Below are 23,251 nucleotides of genomic sequence, written 5' to 3'. Positions count from 1 at the left end.
TTTATTATAGCATATACGAAAACAAAAATAAAAATATTTTTATTTTTTCCCGTCGGAAAACACCGCGGGCGCTTGCCGCACTTGAAAATATCACTTTTTACTACTATACTATAATATGTGTGTAATTTGAACTGAAACGGTTTCCGTGTTTGGCTCAAATCCCTTTTTATTGGAGAGTAAAATGAAAAAACTTCTATTTTTACTTTTTGGTTGTTTGTTTTCCGCTTCTACCGCCGGAGCGTGGGGGCTATTGCCGGAATTTACTAAATTACAGCCTGAACAATATAAGAAAAATGACGGCTACCTCAAATTTTTATTGGACGATATTTATGAGGGCCGCCCTGAATTGCGCGTATGCGTAAATCCCTATGATAAAGAAACCGAAGACGAAATGTTTGAAAATATACAGACTGCTTTTTCGTCCATATTTACGTTCGTTCGGCAACAAATTGAGCAAAGCGGACGGACGGCAGAATTTGCGGACTTTTTAGCTGTTTGGCCGAAAACCTTTAAATTGCAACGTATAACTTATCCTGCGGGTAAAAACTGCAAGGCAATATCCGGGCAGTTTGACCTTGAAATCAAGGGAGCGCAAACCCGCATTCCAATTGACACGGGTTTTAGGCTTTCTTATGGACAACAAGGCCACGCGTTGCCTGTGCAGAACTCTGAAACTTTTTCGTGGTCTATTATGTTATCCACAGACACCCCTATCAAGGAAGAACGGGAAGAAATTGCGTTGCACGAGGTTTCCCATTTGTTCGGGTTGGCTGACCAATATTCCAATTTTACAGCCGACAAAACCTATTCTTTGCAGGCTTTTGAAGACTTAACGAAAATAGATTCCATTATGCAGGGCTCATCTATGGACAAAAGAAAAAAATTGACTTGCGACGATGCGGAAGGATTTATTAACGCAATGGACTTTATTATGCGCCAGAAAGGCAAAACCTCCAACCGCTTGAAGCACGGTTGGGCGGATTTCTGCGGGCGCAATTATATTTATATGGACGGTATTCCCCAACGCAACAAGAATCTCGCACAGGCCAAGCAAGAGCACGATGCTTTTGCAAAGTGGGCGGCTAATGGGTATAAGGACGCCGATAAGCCTGCATTTGCTTCAAAAGCCCTTGAAGTGCAGCGCGATTTGGCGGCCCGCCTTGCAGGAACTACCAAAAAATTATCTGCCTTGAACGATAAAAAGGCCGAATTAGAGGGACAGATTACTTCTAAAAAATACGAAATTAAACATGCCGACTTTTACAAATGGACTCCGCGCCGATTAAAGGAAGAACAGGCCAAATTGAAAAAATTAGAAGAGGAGTTCAATACAGTTGAGCAGGAAATCGCACAACTGGAAGGCAATATGGCGTCGGGAAAATTCCCCGAATTATCCCAAAAGGACACACCGGCGCTGGCCGCGCCCACTACGGGTAAGAAAGGGGAAGCAAGTTTATCCTCTAAATCCACCCCCGTGATTAGTGGCAACTATGTGGGCCCGCAAGGCGCACAAGTAGTGGCGGCCACACCTAAAACCGCTAAACCCGCCCAAAGGGAAACTCCCAAAGTAGCCAACACGGCCCCAAAGGTAGCGGCGCAACAGCCTCAGGCTCAGCCGATGGCAACGCCTGTTCAGCCCCAGCCTGTACGGGTAAGCAACAATCCCAAGGCTGCGTTGGACCGCTATATTGCGGCGCACCCCGAGTTAAGAGAGTCTTTATTGGCTGTTCGCACGGGTACGGCTCTGCCTTCGCAGGCGCGTGAGGTGATGGAATTTCAGGCATTGTTTGAAGCATACAAAAAAGGGGAAGAACCCAAGATGCTGACAGCATCCGCGCAGATGCCCGCTTCCGTCCCGGCGGCTGATAACAAAGCCCCCAAGGCTGATAATAAAACCAATGTAAACAATGCGAATAAACGAAAGGAATTGGAAGCCAAATATAAGGCACAATGCACTTTGTCTAGTTTTGAGCAGAAATACGAAAAGGAACTTACTCCCATCCGCAAACGCTTGGAAAAGGGGAAAAAGTTGAACGCGCGGCAATCTTCCTTGTGGAACGCATACAGCCAACGTTTAGAGCAGGTGCAAAATAGACCTAGGTGCAAAGAATTATCTGTCCAAATCAAAGCCCTTTAATTAAAAACCCCGGGAAACCGGGGTTTTTAGCATTTGCCTATTCTTATTTCCCTCTAAAATGCTAAAATTATTTATATGGCTAAACTTGTACGCGGGTTTAGAGACATCTTTGAACCCCAATCTAAAAATTTTACAGAACTGGAAAATTGCGCCCGTGGCGTGTTTTCCCTTTATGGGTTCGGCGAATTACGCCTGCCCACCGTGGAATTAAAAGAACTTTTTATTAAATCCACCGGCGAAACGACCGACATTGTCCAAAAGGAAATGTACGCGTTTGAAGATGCCGGGCACCGCCAGTTGGCTATCCGCCCCGAAGGCACCCCCGGTGTGGTGCGTGCATATTTGGAAAATAATTTTACGCAAAATGCGCCTGTGCAAAAATTTTATTACATTGGTAATATGTTCCGCGCGGAACGCCCCCAGGCGGGCCGCTACCGCGAGTTTGAACAAATTGGCGCAGAATATATCGGCAACGCTGCCCCGGCCGCTGATGCCGAAGTTATTTTGATGTTGAAAGATATTGTGGCTAAATTTGGCGCCAAAAACTATAAAGTAAAAATCAACAGTTTAGGTTGCGACAAATGCCGCCCGCTCTACCGCCAGGCGCTGATTGATTTCTTATCCAAAGAGAAAGAAACCCTGTGCGAAAATTGCCAAACCCGCTTGGAAAAAAATCCCTTGCGCGTGTTAGATTGCAAATTGGACGGCGCACGCTTTGCGGGCCGCGTACCGACAATGCACCTGTGCCCCGAGTGTCAAGCGCACTTTGACGAAGTACAACGCTTGTTAAAGGGGAAAATTGATTTTGAAGTGGACCCGATGCTCGTGCGCGGGTTGGACTATTATTCCCGCACCGTGTTTGAATTTCAGGCGGGTGATGCTTCCCAAAATGCCATCGCCGCCGGCGGACGCTACGATACCCTTATTAAAAATATGGGCGGTCCGGCTACCCCGGCTATCGGCTGGGCTATGGGAGCCGAACGCGTGATTTTGTCGCGCGGAGAGGTTTCCCGCCCCAAAGAAAAAAGCGTCTGCGTGGTGTCTCTGGAAAAAGACTGCAACGAAACGGCCTTCAATTTAATGCAAGCCCTGCGCGAAGCGGGTGTGCGTACGGAAGGAGGCCTTTTTGAGAAGAACGTAAAAGGCCAAATGAAACAGGCTGACCGCTGTGGTGCGGCGTATGCGCTTATTTTAGGCGGCGACGAACTGGCCCAAAAAGTAGCCACTTTAAAAGATTTGCAAACGGGAGAACAAACCCAAATTGCTTTTGACGTTTTAACTGACGAGGTAAAAAAACGGATATGAAAAGAACCAATTACTGCGGGGATGTAACCGCATCCCTGTTAGGCACTAAACAAACCTTGTGCGGTTGGGTAAACAGTTACCGCAACCACGGGGGTGTGTTATTTATTGACTTGCGCGACCGCAGCGGCATTTGCCAAGTGGTGGTGGAACCCTCTAAACCCTTTTTTAACGAGGCTTCCGCCGTACGCAACGAATATGTTTTGCAGGTAACCGGCACCGTACAGCGCCGCATTGAAGGGGCTGTCAACAAAAATATGAAGACCGGGGAAATTGAAGTGGTGGCGGATGAATTTAAGGTATTAAATACCTCTATCCCGTTGCCGTTTGATGTGGATAAATCCCGCGCGGTAGCCGAGGAAATCCGCTTGAAATACCGCTATTTGGACTTGCGCAACCCCAAAATGTTTGCCAATTTGCTCTTGCGCCACCGCATTGCGCAAGCCGCGCGCCGCTATTTGGATGCTAACGGATTCTTGGAAGTGGAAACTCCTATTTTAACGCGCTCCACGCCCGAAGGCGCGCGCGACTATTTGGTTCCGTCCCGCGTGCACCACGGCGAATTTTACGCACTGCCGCAAAGCCCCCAAATGTTTAAGCAAACCTTAATGGCCAGCGGCATTGACCGCTATTTCCAGTTGGCCCGCTGCTTCCGCGACGAAGACCTCCGCGCCGACCGCCAGCCCGAACATACGCAGATTGATATGGAAATGTCTTTTGTAACGATTGACGATATCCACGAAATTGTAGAAGGGTTGATGAAAGAAATCTTTAAAACGGCAGGCAAAGAATTAAAAACCCCGTTCCCCAAACTTTCTTTCCACGACGCTATGGAAAAATACGGCTCCGATAAGCCGGATTTGCGCTATACGCTGGAAATGAAGAACGTAAACGAAATCTTCAAAAATACAGGCTTTAAAGTATTTAAAGATATATTAACCGCTAACGGTGCTATCCGCGCTCTTCGCGGTGAAAAAGGCGCAGCCTATTCCCGCGGGCATTTGGATAAATTAACCGAACTCGTCAAAAAGAACGGTGCCAAGGGCCTGGTGTGGATTAAAGTAAAAGACGGTAAGTTTGAAGGCCCGTCCGCCAAGTTCTTTACCGAAGAAGAATTAAAAGCCGTGCAGTCCGCCGTATGCGCGCAGGACGGCGATATTATCTTTATCGGCAGCGACGTCAAACTCCACACTTGCCAAATTTTTATGGGAGCTTTACGCAAGGAACTCGTAAAAGAGTTGCCGCAGGTGAGCGATTGGGCGTTTGTGTGGATTACTAATTTCCCGCTCTTGGAATATATCCCCGAAGAGGACCGTTGGGATGCCGCACATAACCCTTTTACCGCTCCGGTGGAAGAAGACTTGCCCAATTTGGAAAAGGACCCGGCCTCTATCCGTTCTTACCAGTTTGACCTGGTGTTAAACGGTAACGAATTGGCCTCCGGCTCCGTGCGCAACTGCCGCCGCGAGGTGCAGGAACGCATTTTAGCCTTGATGAAACACTCCAAGGAAGAAGCCGCCCGCCGCTTCGGTATGTTGTTAAACGCGTTGGAAGCGGGTGCGCCTCCCCACGGAGGTATCGGCTTGGGATTGGACCGCATTACCGCACTTTTGGCGGGAGAAGAATCTATCCGCGAGGTAATTGCCTTCCCGAAAACGGCGCAGGCTGTCTGCCCGCTGACAGAGTCTCCCAATACGGTAGATGATATCCAACTCAAAGAATTGGGCATCAGCATTACCAAAGAGTAATTTAAATGGCCCCGCCCAAAAGCGGGGCTTCTTTATTTTTTGCCGTTTTTGCATTATAATAAGAGTATCATATATCGGCGGGAAATTATGGAAAAAAATAAAAAATTAATTCAACTGGGTTTTATTATTGTTGTGCTGTTGGCGTTTGGGCTGGCATTTATGAAAACGACCGGGGCCGGTTCTGCTGCCCGCCGCGCGGCTGTTGCGGAACAATCTTCCTTTCCCCGCCAACCGACGATAACCGAACTAAAAAACGAGGAATTTTTGGGGGTGCCTTCGTCCGGGCAAGTGGCTGAGCCGTATCAGAACGCCCCACACCCATCTAACCGCCATCAGGATAGTGGCTATTATCCCGCTGAAAACTATGCTCAAACGGGTTTAAATCAGGCGGACTATACTTTGCGCGCCCCCAACACGAATAAGCCTTATCGGGGCTCTTACGGCGGCTATAACGGCTCTTATGCAGGCCAGACAGGTACGATGCGTAACGATTACGGCTCGTACCGCGCGGGTATGTCGGCTAATAAAGCAGGGAACGCTAATACTTCCGCCGCTCCCGGTGTTTATCAGCCCACGCGGGAAGAGGCTATGCGCCGCGAACGCGCTAATGCTTTTGCTCCCTATTTGGCCGGAGCCAATAAAGACAAGCAAAAACAGTTAAGCAAACAGTTGGAAACGCTTTCCTCCGGCTTGGACAGAGCAATAGCCAAGGCTCTTTTGCCCAAGAGCAAAAAAGATGCCAATATTGAAAAATACCTCCAACGCAACTCCTCGCGCGGAGTTTCCGCCGGTCCCTTTGCCCCGGTGTTAAAGCAAGTGGCCGCGCAAAAGGACAGTGTTGTGCAGAGTATGACCCAAGCCTATGGCAAACAAGCCGGCGCACAAGCGGGCAAAATGATGGATTCTTTCCAAAAGGAAATGGCTTCTGCCGTCAATGCGCCCGGGCAAACTCCTCAGCAAATTGCGAATAAAGTACGCGAAGTGGCCAATAAATACCAACAAAAGTTGGAAAAAATGAGCCAAGACAACGGTTTTAGACAATTTGAACAGGAGCGCTTAACCAAGGATAACCAGTTAAAGGAGGCTCTTGCCAAGCAATACGGCTCACAAATTGCGGGGGAAGCCGCGCAGGCTATTGATGCGGCCCGCGCTAAGGATATGCAACTGGCCCGTCAAGGTCTGCCTGCCGAGGAATATTACAAACAACAACTGGAAAACCAGCGCGTGCGCCGCGGTGAGATTGAAAAGGTCATCCACCAACATAAAATGCCTTTGGACGGGTTGCGTAAAATTGAAGACGGTATGCAAATGGAAGAGGTACAAAAGCAACTGGCTGACGAAGAGGGGGGAAAAGTCCTTCCGCGTAAACACAAAATGACGGAAGCGCAGTTAAATGCTGTCCGGGGCGATTTACAGCAACAACGCAACAGTTTGGTTGGAAATGCCCAGCAAATTTACGGCGAAGCCGGCGCGCGGGAAATTGATATGCTCTTGCAAAAATATCAGCAAGATTATATGGAATTGGCTAATAATCAGGAAATTTCCGCCGCGGAATTTGATAAAAAAGCAATGGAACTGCGTTTGAAAGTAAACCAGGATATCCAATCCCGCCAAGATTCCCCGCAGATGAAGGAAGCGCGGGTAAATAAACAGGTAGATGCTATTATGCGCGACCCCTCGGTGTCGCAGTTGCCGGCCGAACAAAAGCAGGCTTTACGCGCCCACGCGCACGATGTACTGGCCGCGACATTTGAAAAGATTGATAAGATTAACGCTTCCAATCTTTCCAATGCCGAAAAGCAAAAACAAATACAGCAAGCGCAAGCCGAAGCGCAACGCCAACTTTCCGGACAATAGTTGTTTTGAACGTAATATAAAAAGCCCCGGTGTATTTTCATCGGGGCTTTTTGATGTGCTTTTATTTGTCCGGAGTATTGGCGTGGGGGGAAACGAAGTCTGCTAAGGGAAAATAATGGTTTAAAATGGTTTTGTAGTCTTGCCCTGCGTCGGCCCGTCCGGCGGCGCCTGTTTGGCAAAAACCCACACCGTGCCCCCAGCCTCCGCCGTAAAACACAAAAAATTTCAGTTCGCGGTTTTCGTAATTGGGCTCTACAATAAAGTAACTGCTGCGCAGCATTCCTAAACTTAAATTGTTGCGGATGACATTTTCTTTATTTAGCGTAACAGTACCTTTGGTTCCCTTTACAAGCAACCGGCTGACATAGCCCGAACGCCCGCGCCGCAAGGGAATTAAAGCGGTAATGCGGCCGATATCTTTTTTCTGGCGTTTAATTACTTGGCGTAAATCGTTTTCATCTACCACGCGCGTCCAACGGTAGGCCGCCAAACTGACATTTTTGCTATACCGGCTGTACGCATCATGCGGGTATTGCAAAAGTTCTTTAAACTGGTAGGGTTGCAGTGTGTCAAAATTAAAATCTTTGTAGTCGGATACCGGATTTAAATAGGGTGTTTCGCTCCACCCGGCTTCCTTTGCGCTTTGCGTAATGCCCCCGCAGTTGGCTGAAAACACGCTCTCAATCGGTTTATTTTTGTATTCCAGCACTTCACCCACAGTGGATTCTACGGCAGCGTTTCCGCGTTCACTCTCCGCACTTACCCCGCCATAAACCTGGCAGTTTTGCGTGTCGCACAAGTCATACCCATAGGCTTTATGTTTTCCCAAGTGTTTTAGCGCGTAGGTGCGGGCCAAAACAGCCTGCGCACGCAAGGCGTTCATCGGGAATTTTGTCGGCATTTCGGAGGAAATAACTCCCTGTAAATATTCCTCTATGGTTACAATATTTATGGGAATAAGTGTATTGCTTTTGGTACTGTGTGTGATTTGCAATTTCCCGCGGTATTCTTTATCGTCCACGCTGGCCCAGGTCATCCCCGCACCGCTCATTACATTTTTAACAATAATGGTGCTTCCTTCTCCCTGTGTTTTGGATAGAGGAGTAATAATAACGGAATTGGAAAAAGAGATTTTTTGGCCCGAGGGAGATGATAAATGTGCTTTTCCGTTTTGCAAAACAGCCACCCAACTTTCCCGCGCGCGGCCCTTTCCTAACAGTTTGCCCGTTTTAGCATCTTTAATGGTAAAAGCGTGCGAAGGGATAAAGTGCAGGGTGTGTCTGTCTGCGGGGCGGCCGTTTTGGCGCATACCGATACCTACTTTTATTTCGCGTGTTGTTACACCGTCCGGCAGGGCAAAGGGTTTTACAAAGGTGTGTTTTAAAATTTCCTTGCCGCCTGTTAGTTGCTTTTCCGTGCGGGTAATGCGCGGGCGCAAGCGTTCAAGGGCTTTGTTGACATCCGTACTGCTTTTATCGGAGGAATAAATCATACGGTACTGGCGGTAGGCTTCGTTGTAATTGCCCAGTTTTTCAAGTACGGCGGCATAGTGTTTTTTGGCTTCAATAAATTGGTGGTCATAAGTGGCGGCTTTTTCAAACACGTCCGCAGCCTTTTTGTATTCCTTGTCCTCCTCATAAAGAATACCCAATAAATAGTTTGCTAATGCCGGGTGCGTGCCGGCGCGGGCGGCCAGTTTCAGGTTGTACTTGGCAAGTTTTTTGTCCCCTAGGCCGATTTGCGCGCGCGCTAAATTGATATATAAAAAACCAGAACGGGCCTTATCTTCCGGCAGTTGGGCCAATAATTTTTCAGCGGCGGCATATTGTCCGTCAGCCAAAAAGGCTTCGGCGGACATTTCTATAACTTCGCGGTCTTTGGGATAAATTTTATAGGCTGCTTGGGCAATATCCACTGCTTTTTTAGGTTCGTTTTTTTCCATTGCGATAAACGCAGCATTTAAAAAGGCTTGGCGGTTGTTGGTTTCTTTGGAAAGGCTTATATATTCGTCAAAGGCCTCATCGGGCTTGTAGGCAAAGTATAATGCTCCCGCCTCTTTCAAACGTTCGTCTTGTGTTTTGGGGCGTTCTTCTGTTGCGTGCCCCGCCGTAAAAAGGAATAAAAAACCGGATAAAAGAATAAAATATTTCACAAAAAGCCCCAAAGTAAAGATTTCTTATATTATATCGTTTTAGGCGGGGTACGCGCCTGTTTTTGTATAATAATTTTTATGACGATTCCAATACCACAATGGCTTAAAGACTTGGCCGGACGCAATAAAGCTGCCCTGCGTACTTCGGCCGCACTATCGGCGCAGGCTTCTATTGATAAACACGTTTTGCATACTGTGTGCCACGCGGCGCATTGTCCTAACCGTGGCGAGTGTTTTAACTGCGGAGATGCTACTTTTATGGTGCTGGGGGATATCTGCACCCGCGGCTGCCGCTTTTGCGCTGTAACCAAAGCGCGCCCCTTGCCGCCTGATGGAAATGAGCCGCAACGCGTAGCCGAAGCCGTAAAAGAGTGGGGTATCCGCTATGCGGTGCTTACAATGCCCACGCGTGATGATTTACAAGACGGCGGCGCCGCACATTTTGCGCGCGTAATTAATGCTATCCGCCACCTGACCACGGGAGTGTTGGTAGAACCTCTTATTTCCGATTTAAAGGGGGACGAACAGGCCCTTAAAACGGTGTTGGATTCCCACCCGGCGGTATTGGCGCACAATGTGGAAACCGTACAGGAACTGTATAGTGCGGTGCGTATTGGGGCTGACTACAAACGCACTCTGACCCTATTGGAAAATTCCAAAAAACTGGCTCCCGAAATTTTTACCAAAACAGGCTTTATGGTGGGCCTTGGTGAAACGGAAGAACAGGTAAAGACCTTAATGAAAGATTTGCGTTCCGTCGGGGTAGATTTATTAACTATCGGGCAATACTTGGCGCCTTCTGCCGCGCATTATCCGGTGGCGCGCTATCCCGAACCGCAGGAGTACAAGGCGTGGGAAAATTACGCCCTTTCTTTGGGTTTTAAAGGTGTTGCCAGCGGCCCATTAGTGCGCAGCAGTTACCGGGCGGGGGCTTTATACCGCCGCGCCTTGGCGGGGCAAAGTGTAAAATAGTATAATAAGATTATGAATAAGATTGTATTTTGTTTCTTGGTTTCTTTCTTTATGGCCGCCTGCGCGGGTAATCCGCCCGCTTGGTGGAACCCGTCCAATTCCTATAATGGGCCGAGTCAAGTCCGTGGTTCTGCTCCCAAAACGGTTAAAGTCGCTCCTAATAACGGGGAGCAAGAGATTACACCTGCCGAAGAAAATTTAACACCCTTGCCTGATGAAAGTTACGAAGAAATGATTTTAACACCTTTGCAAGACGAGGAAACCGAGGACCCCGCTAACAAAACACCGCAGGATACCCAAAACACAATGGATATTACTCCGTCGGCAAGTACGGGGAGTATGCTTCCGCCGCCTAGCGTGTTGGAGTGATTTAGACCAATAAAAAGCCCCCCGGTTGAGTTAAACCGAGGGGTTTAATTACTACTGTTCATTTCTACTCCTTTACTACACTGCTTTCCGCGTTTTATACGCCAACTGCCGGGCCTTATGCCACTCCGCTTTTCCCGCTGGCCGAACCAAGTACATCAACCAACGGAAACACTACCTTTCTTCTGCGCCCACGTCTTTCGCTACAACAGCACCATCATTATCCAATCAAACCGCCCTTAACGGACTGCCCGACCGGCCGCCAGATACGTCCTGCACTGTGCCTACCAGACACCCGGACAGTTATGTAACCCAACCGTCCTGGCCTTTCCAAGCGCACACGCCCAACTTCTTCCAGCCTATGGCACTATCGCTTTTATACACGTCTTACACCGGCGCATTTTCCGCTTCTGCGGCTCCCGGCTTGGTGGGAATTGCTTCCCGTAAGGATAGTATAAGCGGATTGGCGATTTTGTCAAGGGGGAATTTTTTATCTTTTTTATCCTCGTAAAGGTATGAGCGGACAAAAAAATCCGCGCCCGATTTTACTCCGGCGCGGATTTTTTACGGAAAACTAATTTACAGGTTAATAATGTCGGCTACTGTTTGCGTCAGGTATCGGCGCACTCGTGCAAGCAGGGCCAATCGGTTTTGCCGAACGGCGGGATTTTCATCATTTACCATTACGTCCTTAAAGAAATTTTCCAACGGTTCTTTAAACGCACCATAAGTTTTCAGCACGTTTAAATATTCCTCCTTGGTTTTGGCGGTGTTTACCGCACAACCCAAAGAAGAATCTACTTCGTGAATTTTGTCGTATAACGCTTTTTCGGCGGGGAGTTCAAATAGTTTTTCGTCCACGGCTTCGGTTACGTTTCCGGCTTTTTTAAGGATGTTGCATACACGTTTTGCCGATTCAAGCACGGCGGCAAATTCTGCACTTGTTTTAACGGTTTCCAACGCGCTGACGAGCGCTTCCGCTTGCGTGAACGGGAGTTCGTACCAGTTGGAAACGGCATTTAACGTAGCGGCATTATGCCCGCGCTGTTCAAGCACTAAGGCCAAACGCTGGAACAGAAAATTCGGCAATTCTTTTAAGCCTTTGTCCACCGTTCCGGCAGGATATAAGGAGGCCGATTTTTCCACCAATTCTTTAAGCGAAATTTGCATACCCTTTTCCAAAAGCATACGCACCGCACCAAAGGCTTGGCGGCGCAGCGCGAAAGGGTCTTCGCTTCCGGTAGGAATTTGCCCAATTAAAAAGTTACCTACCAAAGTATCTATTTTTCCGGCAAGTGAAACAATATTTCCTTCCTCGGTAGATGGCAAGGGCGAGGTGGAGGTAAGCGGAAAATAAAATTCTTCCAAGGCTTTGGCGGCATCTTGGCGGCCTTCCAAAGCGGCATACTGGCCACCCATATAGCCCTGCAATTCCGGGAATTCATACACGACGTGGCTTGCCAAATCCGCGTAGGCGTGCGAAGCCGCATAATCTACGGTATTTTTTAATTGGTTTTTACCCAATTTTTCGCATAACCAATCGGCCAGTTGTTGGGTCCTGGCGGACTTTTCAAACATAGAGCCTAATCCTTCCAAGAACAAGACATTTTTAAGTTTGTCTTTAAATGCGTTTAATCCGGCCTTTTTGTCGTTGTCAAAGAAGAATACGGCATCAGCCAAGCGGGCAGACATTACTTTTTTAAACCCGTCGCGCACTTCGTTTTGGTTGACGGAAATACCGTCGCGCACAGCGATAAAATACGGCTGTAATTCGCCTTTATCGTTGGTTACGGGGAACATTTTAATCTGCTTTTTAAGAACAGTTGTAATGAGTTCTTTGGGCAGTGTTAAAAATTTAAGTTCAAAATCCCCGCCGACGGCCACCGGGTGTTCGGTACACCAGACGGTTTCTTCAATCAGTTCCGGGTCCAAATCCGCGTGATAACCGCGGACGGCGGCCTCGTTGGTAACGGTTTTGATGAGGGCTTCCTTGCGCTCCTCCGGCAGAACCAAAATCGGTTGCGGTTGGGCGCGCAAAAGGTCGGCGTAATAAGTTTTGTCGGCTTGTTCCACCTTAATCGGTTTTCGTCCGAAAGAGGACAGCGGATAGGTGTTGCGGTCCGAAGTAACCCCAGCGACGGTAAATTTAATTACCTTATGCCCATACAGGCCAATAAGGGAGCGAATCGGACGTCCATAACGCAGGCCGGATTCTTCCCAAATCATATTTTTGGCAAATTCCAGGCCCGTTACAATGCGGGTAAAAATTTCAGGCAACAGTTTGACTGTTTTTTCGCCTTTGATTTTGACAACGGCGTAAATAAACGGACCCTTTTCGGTTTCTTTTACGGTTAATTTTTCGGGGTTTAGACCGTTTTTCTGCGCAAAACCTGCGCTTTGGGGGGTAAAGTTGCCGTTTGCATCTTTTAACAGTTTGGCAGGCGGTCCTTTTACCTCTTTTTGCACGTCTAGCGATTTTTCGGCCAAATCTTCCACCAATACTACTAACCGGCGGTAGGTGCCAAAGGAGTCCACAGACTTATAGGTCAGCCTTTTTTCGTCTAAAATCTGAGCGGTTAAAGTTTTTAACTGCTTTAAGGCCGGGGCCATAAAGCGGGCGGGCAAATGTTCTACACCAATTTCCAAAAACGCGTTCATTTAGCGGCCTCCTCTTCCTGTTTTTCTACACTTTCCACATAGGCTTTGGCACAGGCCTTGGCTAAATTGCGGATTTTGGTAATATTGTTGGTGCGGTCGGATACGGAAATAGCCCCGCGCGCTTCCAACATATTAAAGTAATGAGAAAGTTTCATTGCATCGTCGTAAGCCGGCAGATAAAGCCCTTTTTTGCACAAGGCCAGACACTCCTCTTCGCACTCGTGGATATAACGGCGCAAATGTTCCACATTGGATTCTTCAAAATAATAATGGGAAAACTGGCGTTCGTTTTCGTGGTGTACGTCGCGGTAAGTTACCTGCTCGTTCCAACGCAAATCAAACACATTGTCCACTTTTTGGCAATACATAGCAATACGTTCCAAACCGTAGGTAATTTCTACCGTAATAGGGTTTAGAGCATATCCGGCCATATTTTGAAAATAGGTAAATTGTGTAATTTCCATACCGTCCAGCCAAATTTCCCAACCGACTCCGGAAGCCCCCAAGGTGGGCGATTGCCAGTCGTCCTCAATCCAGCGTACGTCGTGCTGTTTGGGGTCCAGGCCAATGGCTTTTAAAGAGTTTAAATAGATTTCCTGAATATTGGCCGGAGCGGGCTTCATAATTACCTGGTATTGGTAATATTTGCCCAAGCGGTTGGGGTTTTCGCCGTAGCGGCCGTCTGCGGGACGGCGGCACGGTTCCACATAGGCACGGTTGACGGGTTTTTTGGTAAGCGAGCCGAAAAAGGTTTCCGGGTTATAGGTTCCGGCGCCTTTTTCCACGTCGTAGGGCTGAACAAGAACGCAGCCTTGTTTAGTCCAGTAATGGTTCAAAGCGGATATCATATCCTGAAAATTCATACCGTATTTCATATGTAAATACATTATATAAAATATAACTGTACGGGGGAAAAAGAAAAAACTGGTATAATAAAAATATGATTACCACCGTTATTTTTGATATGGACGGACTTTTGTTTGATACCGAACTTATCTATTTTGAGTGCTATAAAAAAGCCGCCCAAGAGGACGGAAAAACTTTCCCGTTTGAACTGTTTGAATCGTGCGTTGGCATCAGCCGGGAGGAAGCCTCCCGTTTTATGCGCCAACATTTCGGCCCGCAGGCGGATATTGCGCGGATAAATTCCCGCACGATGGAAATTGTAGAAGAATATTTGGCGGCTGACGGGGAAATTAATTTCCGTCCCGGTGCAAAACAAGCCGTGGAATATTTTTATAACCGGGGGCTGAAAGTGGGGCTGGCCTCCTCCAACATTAGCAAATGGGCGCGCCATTTTTTAACTAAAAAAGATATTATCAAATACTTCTCTGCTATTACTACTACCGACGACGTGGAACACCCCAAGCCGGACCCGGAAGTCTATTTAAAAACGGCCCAAAAATTACAGGCGGATGTATCACAATGCCTGGTGTTTGAAGATTCGGTGGCCGGGGCAACCGCGGCTATTTCCGCGGGTATGCGTACCTGTGTGGTGCCGCAAATTAAACAGCCCAATACTTTCGTGCGCGAAAATGCCTTTAAAATTTATAAATCTTTGGCGGATATTTATCCGGATATGGACGAATTGCTGGGGTAATAAAAAATTCCTTAAAAAATACCCCTTCGGTTTGTCCGAGGGGGTATTTTTTATCAAATAGTTTTCTTATCGTAAGGGTAAGTTGCGCGAAGGTCCATCCAATTCTGGCAAAAAGTCAAAATCAGCCGGATCATTAAAAGTGTAACTGATTAATTTTTTGTTAGGCAGAATCACAAACCACAAATTCGCCCCGGGAACATCCAGCCTCAGCAAGATTGCATTTTGGTATTGGGTAGCGGACGAGGCGGTAATTTTATTTTGAAACATTTTGATAATCTGATTACGGTTTTGTGCGGAAAGAGTACAAAAATCCCTTAATGGGCGGGCCGTCAGTAGATACCCGCCTAACACCGGGTTCTGCGCAACGGCTCTTTTAAGCAGCGTGTACTGCATTTTGCAGGCAGAAGCCTTTTTAACGGGTAACGACGCAAAAAAACGGTCCAATTCCTTTTGTTCCTGGTGATGTATTCTAATACGGCCTATGGCTTTGCCAACCTTTACGCCCAATACGGAATAACCGTCTTGCATATTTATTCGGCGGAGCGTGTTTTGCCAAGTAACAGGCTTATTAATCAGAAATGTCTGAGCCTTAGACTCCATCGTTGCAGAAAAGAGCATAATACACAATACAGCAGCAGTAAAAAAAGTCTTAAAATTCATTTTTTCTCCTTAATCATTTAAATCATCCTTCATATTATTTTCCAAAATTACGACCCCTCCGAACAAGGGTCTTTGGACCTATAAACGCTATGGGTCTTATATACCAAACCCCCTCCCGGGCCGTATAGCCTAGGAGGGGGTTTATAAATACCAATTTAAATTTACCGTACTGCCAAGGGAATATATGAACCTTGCAACAAAGGATTGTATTGCAAGTTAGCCGGCTTATTATAGTTGAGGAACAGGACTTGGCTTTCCGTATCCACCACAATAGACAAGGTTCGGTTGCGTTCATCCTTAGGGTTTTTTAAGGTAAGCAAAATGGCTCTTTTGTATTGTGCCGCCTGATACGGATAGGCCTTGCCTTTAAAAAATTCAATAAAATACGCCACCGCATCTTTGGGCATATAGCAAAAATCCCGCACGTCAATCGCGGTTAATTTGTAGTGATGAAAGAGTTTGTTCTCTTTGGCGGCGCGGGTAAGCATTGTATAAGAGGTTCGGCAGGATTGTGTAAATACCGACGGGCGCGTAGCCGCCAATTTGGCAAAGAAATCTGCCAAACGGTTCTCTTCATACGAATTGGCGCGGGCTTTTGTTACGGCGTTGGAAACGGAAGCCCCCAACGGGCCGTTGGCTCTATTCATATCTTGGTGAGCCTTTAAAATGGCCTTTTGCCAAGAAGTATAATAGGGGCGTTTTTTAGCCGCCGGTTTTGCCGGGGTTTTTACGCGGGCATAAATTTTTTGGACTTCTTCTCCTACTCTCACGCCAAAAACTCCGCCTACAAAACGGTTATCTTTTTTAGTTTGGGCATTGGCAAGCCCGGATACGCAAAGTAATAAAACAAACAGCCACAAAACAGATACTTTCTTATAATTCATTTTTTTCTCCTTAAAAATTATTGTACTAATTGAAATGCTTTACGGCAAGGTGTTTTAATGTGCCGGATGCAAAACCAATTCTTCCGGTTCGGTTTGGTTTTCCTCGGGGAGCGGGGCCGGCTCGTTTAGGCCGAAGTTTTTTAGGGTATTTAGCGGGAAGGTTAAATATTGGTTTAAGAAACGTCGGCAAACGCTGTTGCACTTGGAAAGGGCAAGCAAATCTTCCGGCTCCGAAAATACGAGAGAGGAAAGTTCGTCCTCGTGCATACGCCGCCAAAATTCAGCCGAAATTTTAAGCACAGGCCTTTCTAACCCAAAGCCAGCCAGCGTCATTAACCGCAGTGTAAATGCCGCAGCAAAGGCAGAATTGATTTCGCCCAATTCCAATTCGGTCAGGGCAGCAAGCAAGAGTTCATACTTGGCCTCGCTCGGTTGGTGCAGGGGGGTTAAACGCTGTATTAATTCGCAGAAGTGTATAGCGAGTGTGGTGCGCTTTAAATCCTGGCGGATATGGGGAAAGATGCTGTTGATTTTACCGCCTGTAATTGTTGCTACCGTGCCGCCCCTGCGCACATAAAAGCGGTAATCGGCACAGGCAAACGGCTCGCTGACGGCTTTTAATTTGCCGGTGGCGCGCAATACCCCGGGCAGGCGCGCGTTGAGTCGCCCGTGTTCGCGGGTGTAGAGCGACACCATACGGTCCGCTTCCCTAAATTCTTGGCGGAAAAGGATAATGCCCGAGTCGGTAAATATCATCTATGTACAGCATAGCATTTTTTGAGGGCTTGCATACAACCTTGGGATATGGGATAATATAAAAGTTCAGCCGGATAATTTTATGAAACGGTTGGCAAAATTTTGCAATAAAAGATATAATATTTGTAAGTTTCATACAGAAACGATTTTAAATTAATAACAGGAGATACGTTTCTTCCAGTTCGGTTTCCGGGCCAGAATTAACGTATAAGATAAAAATGTTACCGACATACAGACCTAACAAAAGAAGACGTGCCAAACACATCGGATTCCGCGCCAGAATGGCTACCGCCGGTGGTAGAAAAGTATTAAGTGCCCGCAGAGCCAAAGGCCGCCACGAATTAATCAGAGCCGCCTAAGCGCTATGACGCCTTACGGTCTGCCGCGAAGTAGCCGCCTGCACCTTAAAAGAGATTTTAAGGCTGTTATCCAAGGCGGCGTAAAATTGCAGTACCCAGGATTAGTACTGTGGTGGCGGTCCGGCCCGGAGAATACCCGGCCGGCCCGTTTTGCGGTAGTGGTATCCCGTAAATTGGGGCCTGCGGTTGTGCGCAACCGTACCAAAAGACTGTTAAGAGAAGCGTTCAGACTGAGTAGAAAAGACATCAAGCCGGGGACGGATATTATTGTCAGCCCCCGCAACAGCGAAAAATTACCAACTGTACAAGCAGCGCAATCAGCGCTCACGTTACTATGCGGCAAGGCCGCTTTACTTTTGTCCTCTTCAGATAATTTGCCGTAATCCTATTGAGGGACATATGAACCAAATTTCGCTCGTGTGTAAAAATTTTTTACTTTTACTGCTCAATTTGTTTATGTTGCTGGTGCGGCCTTTTTTAGGTCCGCGCGGGGTGTGCCGTTTTACACCCACTTGCAGCCAATACGCAAAGCAGGCGATTGTGAAATATGGCGCGTTTAAAGGGGGATATTTGGCACTCAAACGGGTGCTGAAATGTCATCCGCTGCATCCGGGCGGATACGACCCGGTTCCTTAAACGCAGTTTTTCTACAGTTTGCGCTTCCTCTTATCCGGCCGTCCGGCGCGCCGGGCGGTTTTGCCACAAGAGGAGTTTTATGAATAACAGACAGTTCTTAATTACCGTAATGCTGTTTTTACTGGTAATTACCGGCTACAACCAGTTTGTCGCCCTCCCCAAAGCCCGTGCGGCCAAGGAAGCCGCCGAGGCCCAACTGAAAAAATCCGTACAGGAGGCCCAGCAAGCAAGCGGTTCCCAAACCGTGCTGGCAGCCCCTATTTCCGTATCCAAAGAAAAAAAATCCGCAGCCAAGCCCGAGGAATTAATTACGCTTAATTTACCTCAGGCGGATGTTACTTTTTCGTCCAAAGGGGCGGGTATTAAAACCTATTTGTTTAAAGATGTTGTCGGCGATGTGGACCTGACCCCCTATAAAGGAGAAGGATATTTTTCCACTATGCCGCAGGTAGACTTTGCCGAATTTGCCCGCACAAAAGATTCCATTACTTTTGTGGGCGACATTGTTCCCGGGTTTAGCGTCTATAAAACGTTCCGTTTTAACGAAAACGGAATTAATAATGTAAATGTTACATTTGAAAACAAAACCTCGCAAAACTTGGCTGTTGCTCCGTGGAGTTGGAATTTTGGCCCCGGTTTGGCTACGGTCAAAAGCGAGATGAACGATAACGAACGCGAATCCAAAGCCGTTTATTTGGTGCAGGAAGAAGGCAAGAAAAAGCCGACCTTGGAAACTTTTGCCAAAGGGGATAAACAACCCTCCTTGCCTTGGACTTGGGCCGGTATCCAAAACCGCTACTTCCTTTCTGTTTTAATTCCGCAGAATTGGAAAGGGGGAGATTTGGCCGCTTCTTCCGAAAAAATCGGCACCCAAAAACGGATGTGGGGTTTAGCCGGAGAAGGCGATTTAAAAGGCCCGCAATTTTCTATTGCCGTAGCGGGAACCACGGTGGAAGCCAAATCCAAAGTAGAATATAATTCCGATTTCTATTTTGGCCCCAAAGATTACAAGGCGTTTTTGACTTTGCCCTATCATTTGGACCGTTCCATTGCGTTCGGCTTTTTTGGCGCGTTAGGCAAAATCGCGCGCAACGTGTTGGAAACTTTTTACGGTTGGACGGGCAACTACGGCGTGGCTATTATTATGCTGACCGTTCTGTTGCAGGCTATTTTGTTCAAGTTTACGATTATGCAGTTAAAATCGGCCGCCCAAATGAAAAAGGTCCAGCCCGAAATGAAACGTATTCAAGAAAAATACAAAGGTAATCCCGAAGCCTTAAACCGCGAAACCTTGAACTTGTACAAAAAGTACAACGTCAATCCGCTCGCCGGGTGCTTGCCGCTTCTTATCCAGTTGCCTATTTTCCTGGCTCTGTTTAATGCATTGCGCACTTCTTGGTCTTTGCACGGGGCTAAATTTGTATTTTGGATTACGGACTTGTCTTCAAAAGACCCGTACTATTTGTTGCCTATTTTGATGGGTGCTGTGATGTTCTTCCAGCAAAAGGGCAATATCCCCGCAGGGACGGATCCGTCCCAAGCGGCTATGTTTAAGTATATGCCGCTTATTTTTACCTTGTTGTTTATGAATTTCCCGTCCGGATTGGTGCTTTACTGGCTGACAAACAGCCTGCTCACTTACGGGATTCAAACGCTTATTAACCGCAAAATTGCGAAAGCAAATTAAGGAGTCATTTTATGCCGAATAAAATTAAAGTACAAGCAAAAGATGTATCCGAGGCTATTGCCAAGGGATTAAAAGAATTAGGTTTAAGACGAGACCAAGTGGAAGTAACCGTATTAGAAACGCCTAAAAAGGGTTTCTTGGGCATCGGTTCCCGCCCGGCGGTTGTAGAATTGCGCCAAAAACGCTGGTCCACCGCCAATTTAGATGCGCAAATTTATATGGACGTTCCGAAAAAACGCCCTGCCAAATCCCGCAACGGACGCAACAACCGCAAGGAAGCCCACGGCAACCGCCGCAATAACCGCAGAAGCGAACGGGTGTTAGACGTGCGTGAACCGCGCGAAAAGGCTCCTAAGGCCAACGAACCCCAAATGCTGCCCTGCGAGGCTATCCGCAATGCCGTCATCCCGGAAAATTTGAAAGCCCCTATGGCCGAAGCCAAGGAATATTTGGAGAAGGTACTTGCTCATATGGGCGTAAAAGCGGAAAATTTGAACGTATGGTGGGATGACAAGCAGCAACGCATTTTGCTGACGTTTGACTGCGACCACCCGGCTATTGTGATTGGTAAAGAGGGAAAAACCTTGGAAGCCATCCAATATTTGTGCACTTTGGCATTAAGCCGCCATTTTGACAAGCCGATTTCCGTTATTACCGATACGCAAAATTATTGGAGAAAGGCCGAAGACAAAATTAATGCCGAAATTGAAAAAGGTATTGATATGATTAAGCGCGGCAACAGCGTTTTCCGCTTCCGCCCGATGAGCGCGCAACTGCGCCGCTATATTCACCGCGCGGTAGAAGGTAACGAATTTGTAACCACCGCCAGCGAGGGCGAAGGCAAATGGCGCAAAGTAACCCTGCGCCCGACAGAAAAAGCATTGGAAGCCGCACGCGCCAACACCGCTCCTGCGGATTTTGTACCCGGTGTAATCGGCGAGGATATCCCCGAAGAAACCAAAACTGAAACGGTGCAGGAAGAAGTGGTTGTAACCGTGGAAAACGGTGCCGAAAAGGAAACCTGCGCGGTAGAAGTAGTGGAAGAATGCCCCTGCTGCCATCACGAGGAAGAAGCACACGATGATTGCTCCTGCTGTGAGGACGAACACGATTCTTGTGCGTGTGAAACGCCCGTCCAGGCCGAAGAACCCGCCCAAACAGCCCCTGCGGCTGAAACAGCGCCCGAAGCGGCTCCTGTTGCCCAAACGGAAAAGCCCGCCGCCGCAGAGAAAAAGGAATCTTGCGGCGGGTGCTGTGGCTCTTGCAACTGCGGCCCGCTGTTTGAAACCCCGGCCGACCAATCCGCCGAAACCAAATAGCGCTAACATTTGGTAAAATCTACAAAAACCCCGCTAAGGTTTCTGCCTGGCGGGGTTTTTATATGGTATAAAGTTCATCCTAAATCAGCCTAAACCACCAAAATTTAAAGGAGGTCCTTTATAGTTTTGAGCATAGTTTTTTACCAAAAAAACGCCCGGTTATTGCCGGGCGTTAAAGCGGGAGTATCCTTACCTTTATTTATTGTCTAATGTACGGGTAAAGTTGCTATACGTTACAAATTTTTCTTCGTACGCAATAAAGGCTTCCTTCAAAATTTTGATAGCCGTTTGCTTATCAAAAATCTTTTCCACTACAACCGTTTTATTTTCCAACTTCTTATAATCTTCAAAGAAACTCATTGTTTCCGAAATTAAGTGCTCAGGCAGTTGGGATACATCCGTATAGTGGCTTACGTTCGGGTCGCCTTGTGCTACGCCAATAATTTTATCGTCGGCTTCGCCGTTATCAAGCATCCGCATTACCCCGATAATACGCGCAGGAACAATACACATCGGTACCACTTCGGCTTGGGATAAAATAAGGATATCCAACGGGTCTTTGTCGGCACCATAAGTACGCGGAATAAAACCGTAGTTGGCCGGATAATACACGGACGAATAGAGTACGCGGTCCAAGCGCAAAAGGCCGCTGGCTTTATCCAGTTCGTATTTGGCGCGGGTGCCTTTCGGAATTTCAATAATCCCGTTTACAACATAAGGTAAAGAATCTTTATCTCCGGGCGAAACGTGGTGCCACGGGTTAAAATTTGCAAACATTTTTTCCTCTTTTAATCTGTAATTTACTTATCTATTGTAGCAATTTTCACGCATAGATTAAACACTATATAACACTGACTTGGTATAATAGAATAAAGATTTTCCCAAGGAGTTTTATATTATGCCAGAAATTAAATGCCCGCATTGCGGACAAATTTTTCAAGTGGACCAGTCCGGCTATGCCGATTTATTAAGCCAGGTGCGGACCGCTGAATTTCATCAGGAGTTGGAAGCCCGTGCCAAGCAACTGGCCCGGGAACAGGCGGGAGAAATTGCTGTATTAAAAACCCAGGCGCAAGCCGACAAGCAACAGGCCGCAGCAGCCTACGAGCAGGAAATAATATCTTTAAAGGCGCAGATTTCCTCCGCGCACACTACACAGGAACTAGCCGTCAGCCGTGCGGTGGCTGGGGAAAAGGAGCGCTTAAACGATAAAGAAAAAGAACTTTTGTCGCTCCGGGCGCAACTGGCCGATGCCAAAAATCAAACGCAGTTGCAGGCGCAATCTTTAAAGGATAATTACGAAATCCAACTAAAAGCCAAAGACCAGGAAATTGCGTTCTATAAGGATTTAAAGGCTAAAATGTCAACTAAAATGTTAGGCGAAACCTTGGAAAAGCATTGTGAAATTGAGTTTAACCGCTACCGCGCCACGGGTTTTCAAAATGCGTATTTTGAAAAGGATAATGATGCCCGCACCGGAAGCAAAGGCGACTATATTTTCCGCGAGCAAACCGCCGACGGGGTGGAATTTATATCCATTATGTTTGAAATGAAAAACGAAATGGATACCACCGCCACCAAACATAAAAACGAGGATTTTTTCAAGGAACTGGACAAGGACCGCAAGGAAAAAGGGTGCGAATACGCGGTGCTCGTGTCGCTGTTGGAGGCCGACAACGAACTGTACAACACGGGCATTGTGGACGTGTCTTACAAATATCCCAAAATGTACGTTATCCGCCCGCAGTTTTTTATCCCGATGATTACGCTACTGCGCAATGCCGCGTTAAACTCGGCCGATTACCGCCGGCAACTGGCAGAAGTAAAAAGCCAAAATTTGGACATTTCGCACTTTGAGGACGACATTAACGATTTCAAAGCCAAGTTCGGGCGCAACTACCAATTAGCCAGCGACAAATTCAAAAAAGCCATTGAGGAAATTGATAAAACGATTGACCACCTGCAAAAAACCAAAGATGCGCTGTTATCCTCGGAAAATAACCTGCGGTTAGCCAATGATAAGGCGCAAGATTTAACCGTTAAAAAACTGGTTAAAAAGAATCCTACAATGGCTCAAAAATTCGCAGATTTAGCCGCTAATAAACCTGCTGGTACGGGTAACGGCCCGGCCTTAGACTAGCCGACCTATTTATGATAC

Annotated in this window: 21 protein-coding genes; 14 read left to right on the top strand and 7 right to left on the bottom strand. The window is 47.2% G+C overall.

Features of this window, described 5'->3' with window-relative positions:
- Positions 1–181 precede the first annotated feature (181 nt).
- From ACQY2K_RS04745 to ACQY2K_RS04730, 4 genes are all read left to right on the top strand, one after another.
- Positions 182–2,137 (top strand): hypothetical protein, encoded by a 1,956-nt coding sequence (locus ACQY2K_RS04745; protein ID WP_428040944.1) that lies wholly within the window; start codon positions 182–184, stop codon positions 2,135–2,137.
- 75 nt (positions 2,138–2,212) lie between these two features.
- Positions 2,213–3,442 (top strand): histidine--tRNA ligase, encoded by a 1,230-nt coding sequence (gene hisS, locus ACQY2K_RS04740; protein ID WP_428040943.1) that lies wholly within the window; start codon positions 2,213–2,215, stop codon positions 3,440–3,442.
- Positions 3,439–5,187, top strand: coding sequence for an aspartate--tRNA ligase (aspS, locus tag ACQY2K_RS04735; protein ID WP_428040942.1), 1,749 nt, complete (start codon positions 3,439–3,441; stop codon positions 5,185–5,187). Before hisS ends, aspS begins: the two co-directional genes overlap by 4 nt.
- Positions 5,188–5,274: 87 nt before the next feature.
- Positions 5,275–7,044 (top strand): hypothetical protein, encoded by a 1,770-nt coding sequence (locus tag ACQY2K_RS04730; protein WP_428040941.1) that lies wholly within the window; start codon positions 5,275–5,277, stop codon positions 7,042–7,044.
- A gap of 61 nt (positions 7,045–7,105) precedes the next feature.
- On the opposite strand, the gene ACQY2K_RS04725 is transcribed toward ACQY2K_RS04730, so the two are convergent.
- Positions 7,106–9,196 (bottom strand): SpoIID/LytB domain-containing protein, encoded by a 2,091-nt coding sequence (locus ACQY2K_RS04725; RefSeq protein WP_428040940.1) that lies wholly within the window; start codon positions 9,194–9,196, stop codon positions 7,106–7,108.
- An 84-nt stretch (positions 9,197–9,280) separates the two neighbouring features.
- Between ACQY2K_RS04725 and lipA the strand changes: the two genes are divergently transcribed.
- From lipA to ACQY2K_RS04710, 3 genes are all read left to right on the top strand, one after another.
- Positions 9,281–10,168: a lipoyl synthase gene (gene lipA, locus ACQY2K_RS04720; RefSeq protein WP_428040953.1), complete on the top strand. Its 888-nt coding sequence runs from the start codon at positions 9,281–9,283 to the stop codon at positions 10,166–10,168.
- Between the two features lie 12 nt (positions 10,169–10,180).
- Positions 10,181–10,537 carry a hypothetical protein gene (locus ACQY2K_RS04715; RefSeq protein ID WP_428040939.1) on the top strand — a complete coding sequence of 119 codons (357 nt, stop codon included), beginning with the start codon at positions 10,181–10,183 and terminating at the stop codon, positions 10,535–10,537.
- Positions 10,538–10,814: 277 nt separating this feature from the next.
- Positions 10,815–11,045, top strand: coding sequence for a hypothetical protein (locus tag ACQY2K_RS04710; protein WP_428040938.1), 231 nt, complete (start codon positions 10,815–10,817; stop codon positions 11,043–11,045).
- A 68-nt stretch (positions 11,046–11,113) separates the two neighbouring features.
- Here the strand turns inward: ACQY2K_RS04710 and glyS are convergent, their stop codons facing one another.
- Entirely contained in the window at positions 11,114–13,192 is a 2,079-nt protein-coding gene (glyS, locus tag ACQY2K_RS04705; protein WP_428040937.1) for a glycine--tRNA ligase subunit beta, read from the bottom strand.
- A complete protein-coding gene (locus ACQY2K_RS04700; RefSeq protein ID WP_177747280.1) occupies positions 13,189–14,055 on the bottom strand; it encodes a glycine--tRNA ligase subunit alpha in 867 nt (288 codons plus the stop codon). The genes glyS and ACQY2K_RS04700 overlap by 4 nt, the downstream gene beginning before the upstream one ends.
- A gap of 77 nt (positions 14,056–14,132) precedes the next feature.
- On the opposite strand from ACQY2K_RS04700, the gene ACQY2K_RS04695 reads away from it, so the two are divergent.
- Positions 14,133–14,792 carry an HAD family hydrolase gene (locus ACQY2K_RS04695; protein WP_428040936.1) on the top strand — a complete coding sequence of 220 codons (660 nt, stop codon included), beginning with the start codon at positions 14,133–14,135 and terminating at the stop codon, positions 14,790–14,792.
- 66 nt (positions 14,793–14,858) lie between these two features.
- Here the strand turns inward: ACQY2K_RS04695 and ACQY2K_RS04690 are convergent, their stop codons facing one another.
- From ACQY2K_RS04690 to recO, 3 genes are all read right to left on the bottom strand, one after another.
- Positions 14,859–15,452 (bottom strand): hypothetical protein, encoded by a 594-nt coding sequence (locus ACQY2K_RS04690; RefSeq protein WP_428040935.1) that lies wholly within the window; start codon positions 15,450–15,452, stop codon positions 14,859–14,861.
- Between the two features lie 161 nt (positions 15,453–15,613).
- Entirely contained in the window at positions 15,614–16,336 is a 723-nt protein-coding gene (locus ACQY2K_RS04685) for a hypothetical protein (protein ID WP_428040934.1), read from the bottom strand.
- Between the two features lie 54 nt (positions 16,337–16,390).
- Positions 16,391–17,092, bottom strand: a complete 702-nt coding sequence (gene recO / locus ACQY2K_RS04680; RefSeq protein WP_428040933.1) for a DNA repair protein RecO — start codon at positions 17,090–17,092, stop codon at positions 16,391–16,393.
- A 218-nt stretch (positions 17,093–17,310) separates the two neighbouring features.
- Here recO and rpmH point away from each other — a divergent pair, with 218 nt between their 5' ends.
- From rpmH to jag, 5 genes are all read left to right on the top strand, one after another.
- Entirely contained in the window at positions 17,311–17,451 is a 141-nt protein-coding gene (gene rpmH / locus ACQY2K_RS04675; RefSeq protein ID WP_177747011.1) for a 50S ribosomal protein L34, read from the top strand.
- Between the two features lie 5 nt (positions 17,452–17,456).
- A complete protein-coding gene (gene rnpA, locus ACQY2K_RS04670) occupies positions 17,457–17,834 on the top strand; it encodes a ribonuclease P protein component (RefSeq protein WP_177747008.1) in 378 nt (125 codons plus the stop codon).
- Positions 17,835–17,850: 16 nt separating this feature from the next.
- Complete coding sequence (gene yidD, locus ACQY2K_RS04665) at positions 17,851–18,087, top strand: membrane protein insertion efficiency factor YidD (RefSeq protein ID WP_177747005.1); 237 nt, start codon at positions 17,851–17,853, stop codon at positions 18,085–18,087.
- 79 nt (positions 18,088–18,166) lie between these two features.
- Entirely contained in the window at positions 18,167–19,774 is a 1,608-nt protein-coding gene (yidC, locus tag ACQY2K_RS04660) for a membrane protein insertase YidC (RefSeq protein WP_428038162.1), read from the top strand.
- 11 nt (positions 19,775–19,785) lie between these two features.
- The gene (jag, locus tag ACQY2K_RS04655) at positions 19,786–21,093 is read left to right on the top strand and encodes an RNA-binding cell elongation regulator Jag/EloR (protein WP_428040932.1); all 1,308 of its coding nucleotides are present in this window, start codon (positions 19,786–19,788) and stop codon (positions 21,091–21,093) included.
- 195 nt (positions 21,094–21,288) lie between these two features.
- On the opposite strand, the gene ACQY2K_RS04650 is transcribed toward jag, so the two are convergent.
- On the bottom strand, positions 21,289–21,870 hold the full coding sequence (locus ACQY2K_RS04650) for an inorganic diphosphatase (protein WP_428038164.1): 582 nt from the start codon (positions 21,868–21,870) through the stop codon (positions 21,289–21,291).
- 121 nt (positions 21,871–21,991) lie between these two features.
- On the opposite strand from ACQY2K_RS04650, the gene ACQY2K_RS04645 reads away from it, so the two are divergent.
- A complete protein-coding gene (locus ACQY2K_RS04645) occupies positions 21,992–23,233 on the top strand; it encodes a DUF2130 domain-containing protein (protein WP_428040931.1) in 1,242 nt (413 codons plus the stop codon).
- Positions 23,234–23,251 lie beyond the last annotated feature (18 nt).

Source organism: Candidatus Avelusimicrobium fimicolum, from assembly GCF_021632165.1.
GTDB lineage: Bacteria > Elusimicrobiota > Elusimicrobia > Elusimicrobiales > Elusimicrobiaceae > Avelusimicrobium > Avelusimicrobium fimicola.
Note: the sequence above shows the minus strand (reverse complement) of the source record. Positions and strands in the feature narration are given on the sequence as shown.

What these genes read in the sequence shown, in the direction of transcription:
- ACQY2K_RS04745 (WP_428040944.1), top strand. Translation starts at nt 182, where the DNA reads ATGAAAAAACTTCTATTTTTACTTTTTGGTTGTTTGTTTTCCGCTTCT.
- aspS (WP_428040942.1), top strand. Translation starts at nt 3,439, where the DNA reads ATGAAAAGAACCAATTACTGCGGGGATGTAACCGCATCCCTGTTAGGC.
- hisS (WP_428040943.1), top strand. Translation starts at nt 2,213, where the DNA reads ATGGCTAAACTTGTACGCGGGTTTAGAGACATCTTTGAACCCCAATCT.
- ACQY2K_RS04645 (WP_428040931.1), top strand. Translation starts at nt 21,992, where the DNA reads ATGCCAGAAATTAAATGCCCGCATTGCGGACAAATTTTTCAAGTGGAC.
- ACQY2K_RS04685 (WP_428040934.1), bottom strand. Translation starts at nt 16,336, where the DNA reads ATGAATTATAAGAAAGTATCTGTTTTGTGGCTGTTTGTTTTATTACTT.
- rnpA (WP_177747008.1), top strand. Translation starts at nt 17,457, where the DNA reads ATGACGCCTTACGGTCTGCCGCGAAGTAGCCGCCTGCACCTTAAAAGA.
- rpmH (WP_177747011.1), top strand. Translation starts at nt 17,311, where the DNA reads ATGTTACCGACATACAGACCTAACAAAAGAAGACGTGCCAAACACATC.
- ACQY2K_RS04730 (WP_428040941.1), top strand. Translation starts at nt 5,275, where the DNA reads ATGGAAAAAAATAAAAAATTAATTCAACTGGGTTTTATTATTGTTGTG.
- yidC (WP_428038162.1), top strand. Translation starts at nt 18,167, where the DNA reads ATGAATAACAGACAGTTCTTAATTACCGTAATGCTGTTTTTACTGGTA.
- ACQY2K_RS04695 (WP_428040936.1), top strand. Translation starts at nt 14,133, where the DNA reads ATGATTACCACCGTTATTTTTGATATGGACGGACTTTTGTTTGATACC.
- ACQY2K_RS04700 (WP_177747280.1), bottom strand. Translation starts at nt 14,055, where the DNA reads ATGAATTTTCAGGATATGATATCCGCTTTGAACCATTACTGGACTAAA.
- jag (WP_428040932.1), top strand. Translation starts at nt 19,786, where the DNA reads ATGCCGAATAAAATTAAAGTACAAGCAAAAGATGTATCCGAGGCTATT.
- recO (WP_428040933.1), bottom strand. Translation starts at nt 17,092, where the DNA reads ATGATATTTACCGACTCGGGCATTATCCTTTTCCGCCAAGAATTTAGG.
- glyS (WP_428040937.1), bottom strand. Translation starts at nt 13,192, where the DNA reads ATGAACGCGTTTTTGGAAATTGGTGTAGAACATTTGCCCGCCCGCTTT.
- ACQY2K_RS04715 (WP_428040939.1), top strand. Translation starts at nt 10,181, where the DNA reads ATGAATAAGATTGTATTTTGTTTCTTGGTTTCTTTCTTTATGGCCGCC.
- ACQY2K_RS04690 (WP_428040935.1), bottom strand. Translation starts at nt 15,452, where the DNA reads ATGAATTTTAAGACTTTTTTTACTGCTGCTGTATTGTGTATTATGCTC.
- ACQY2K_RS04650 (WP_428038164.1), bottom strand. Translation starts at nt 21,870, where the DNA reads ATGTTTGCAAATTTTAACCCGTGGCACCACGTTTCGCCCGGAGATAAA.
- yidD (WP_177747005.1), top strand. Translation starts at nt 17,851, where the DNA reads ATGAACCAAATTTCGCTCGTGTGTAAAAATTTTTTACTTTTACTGCTC.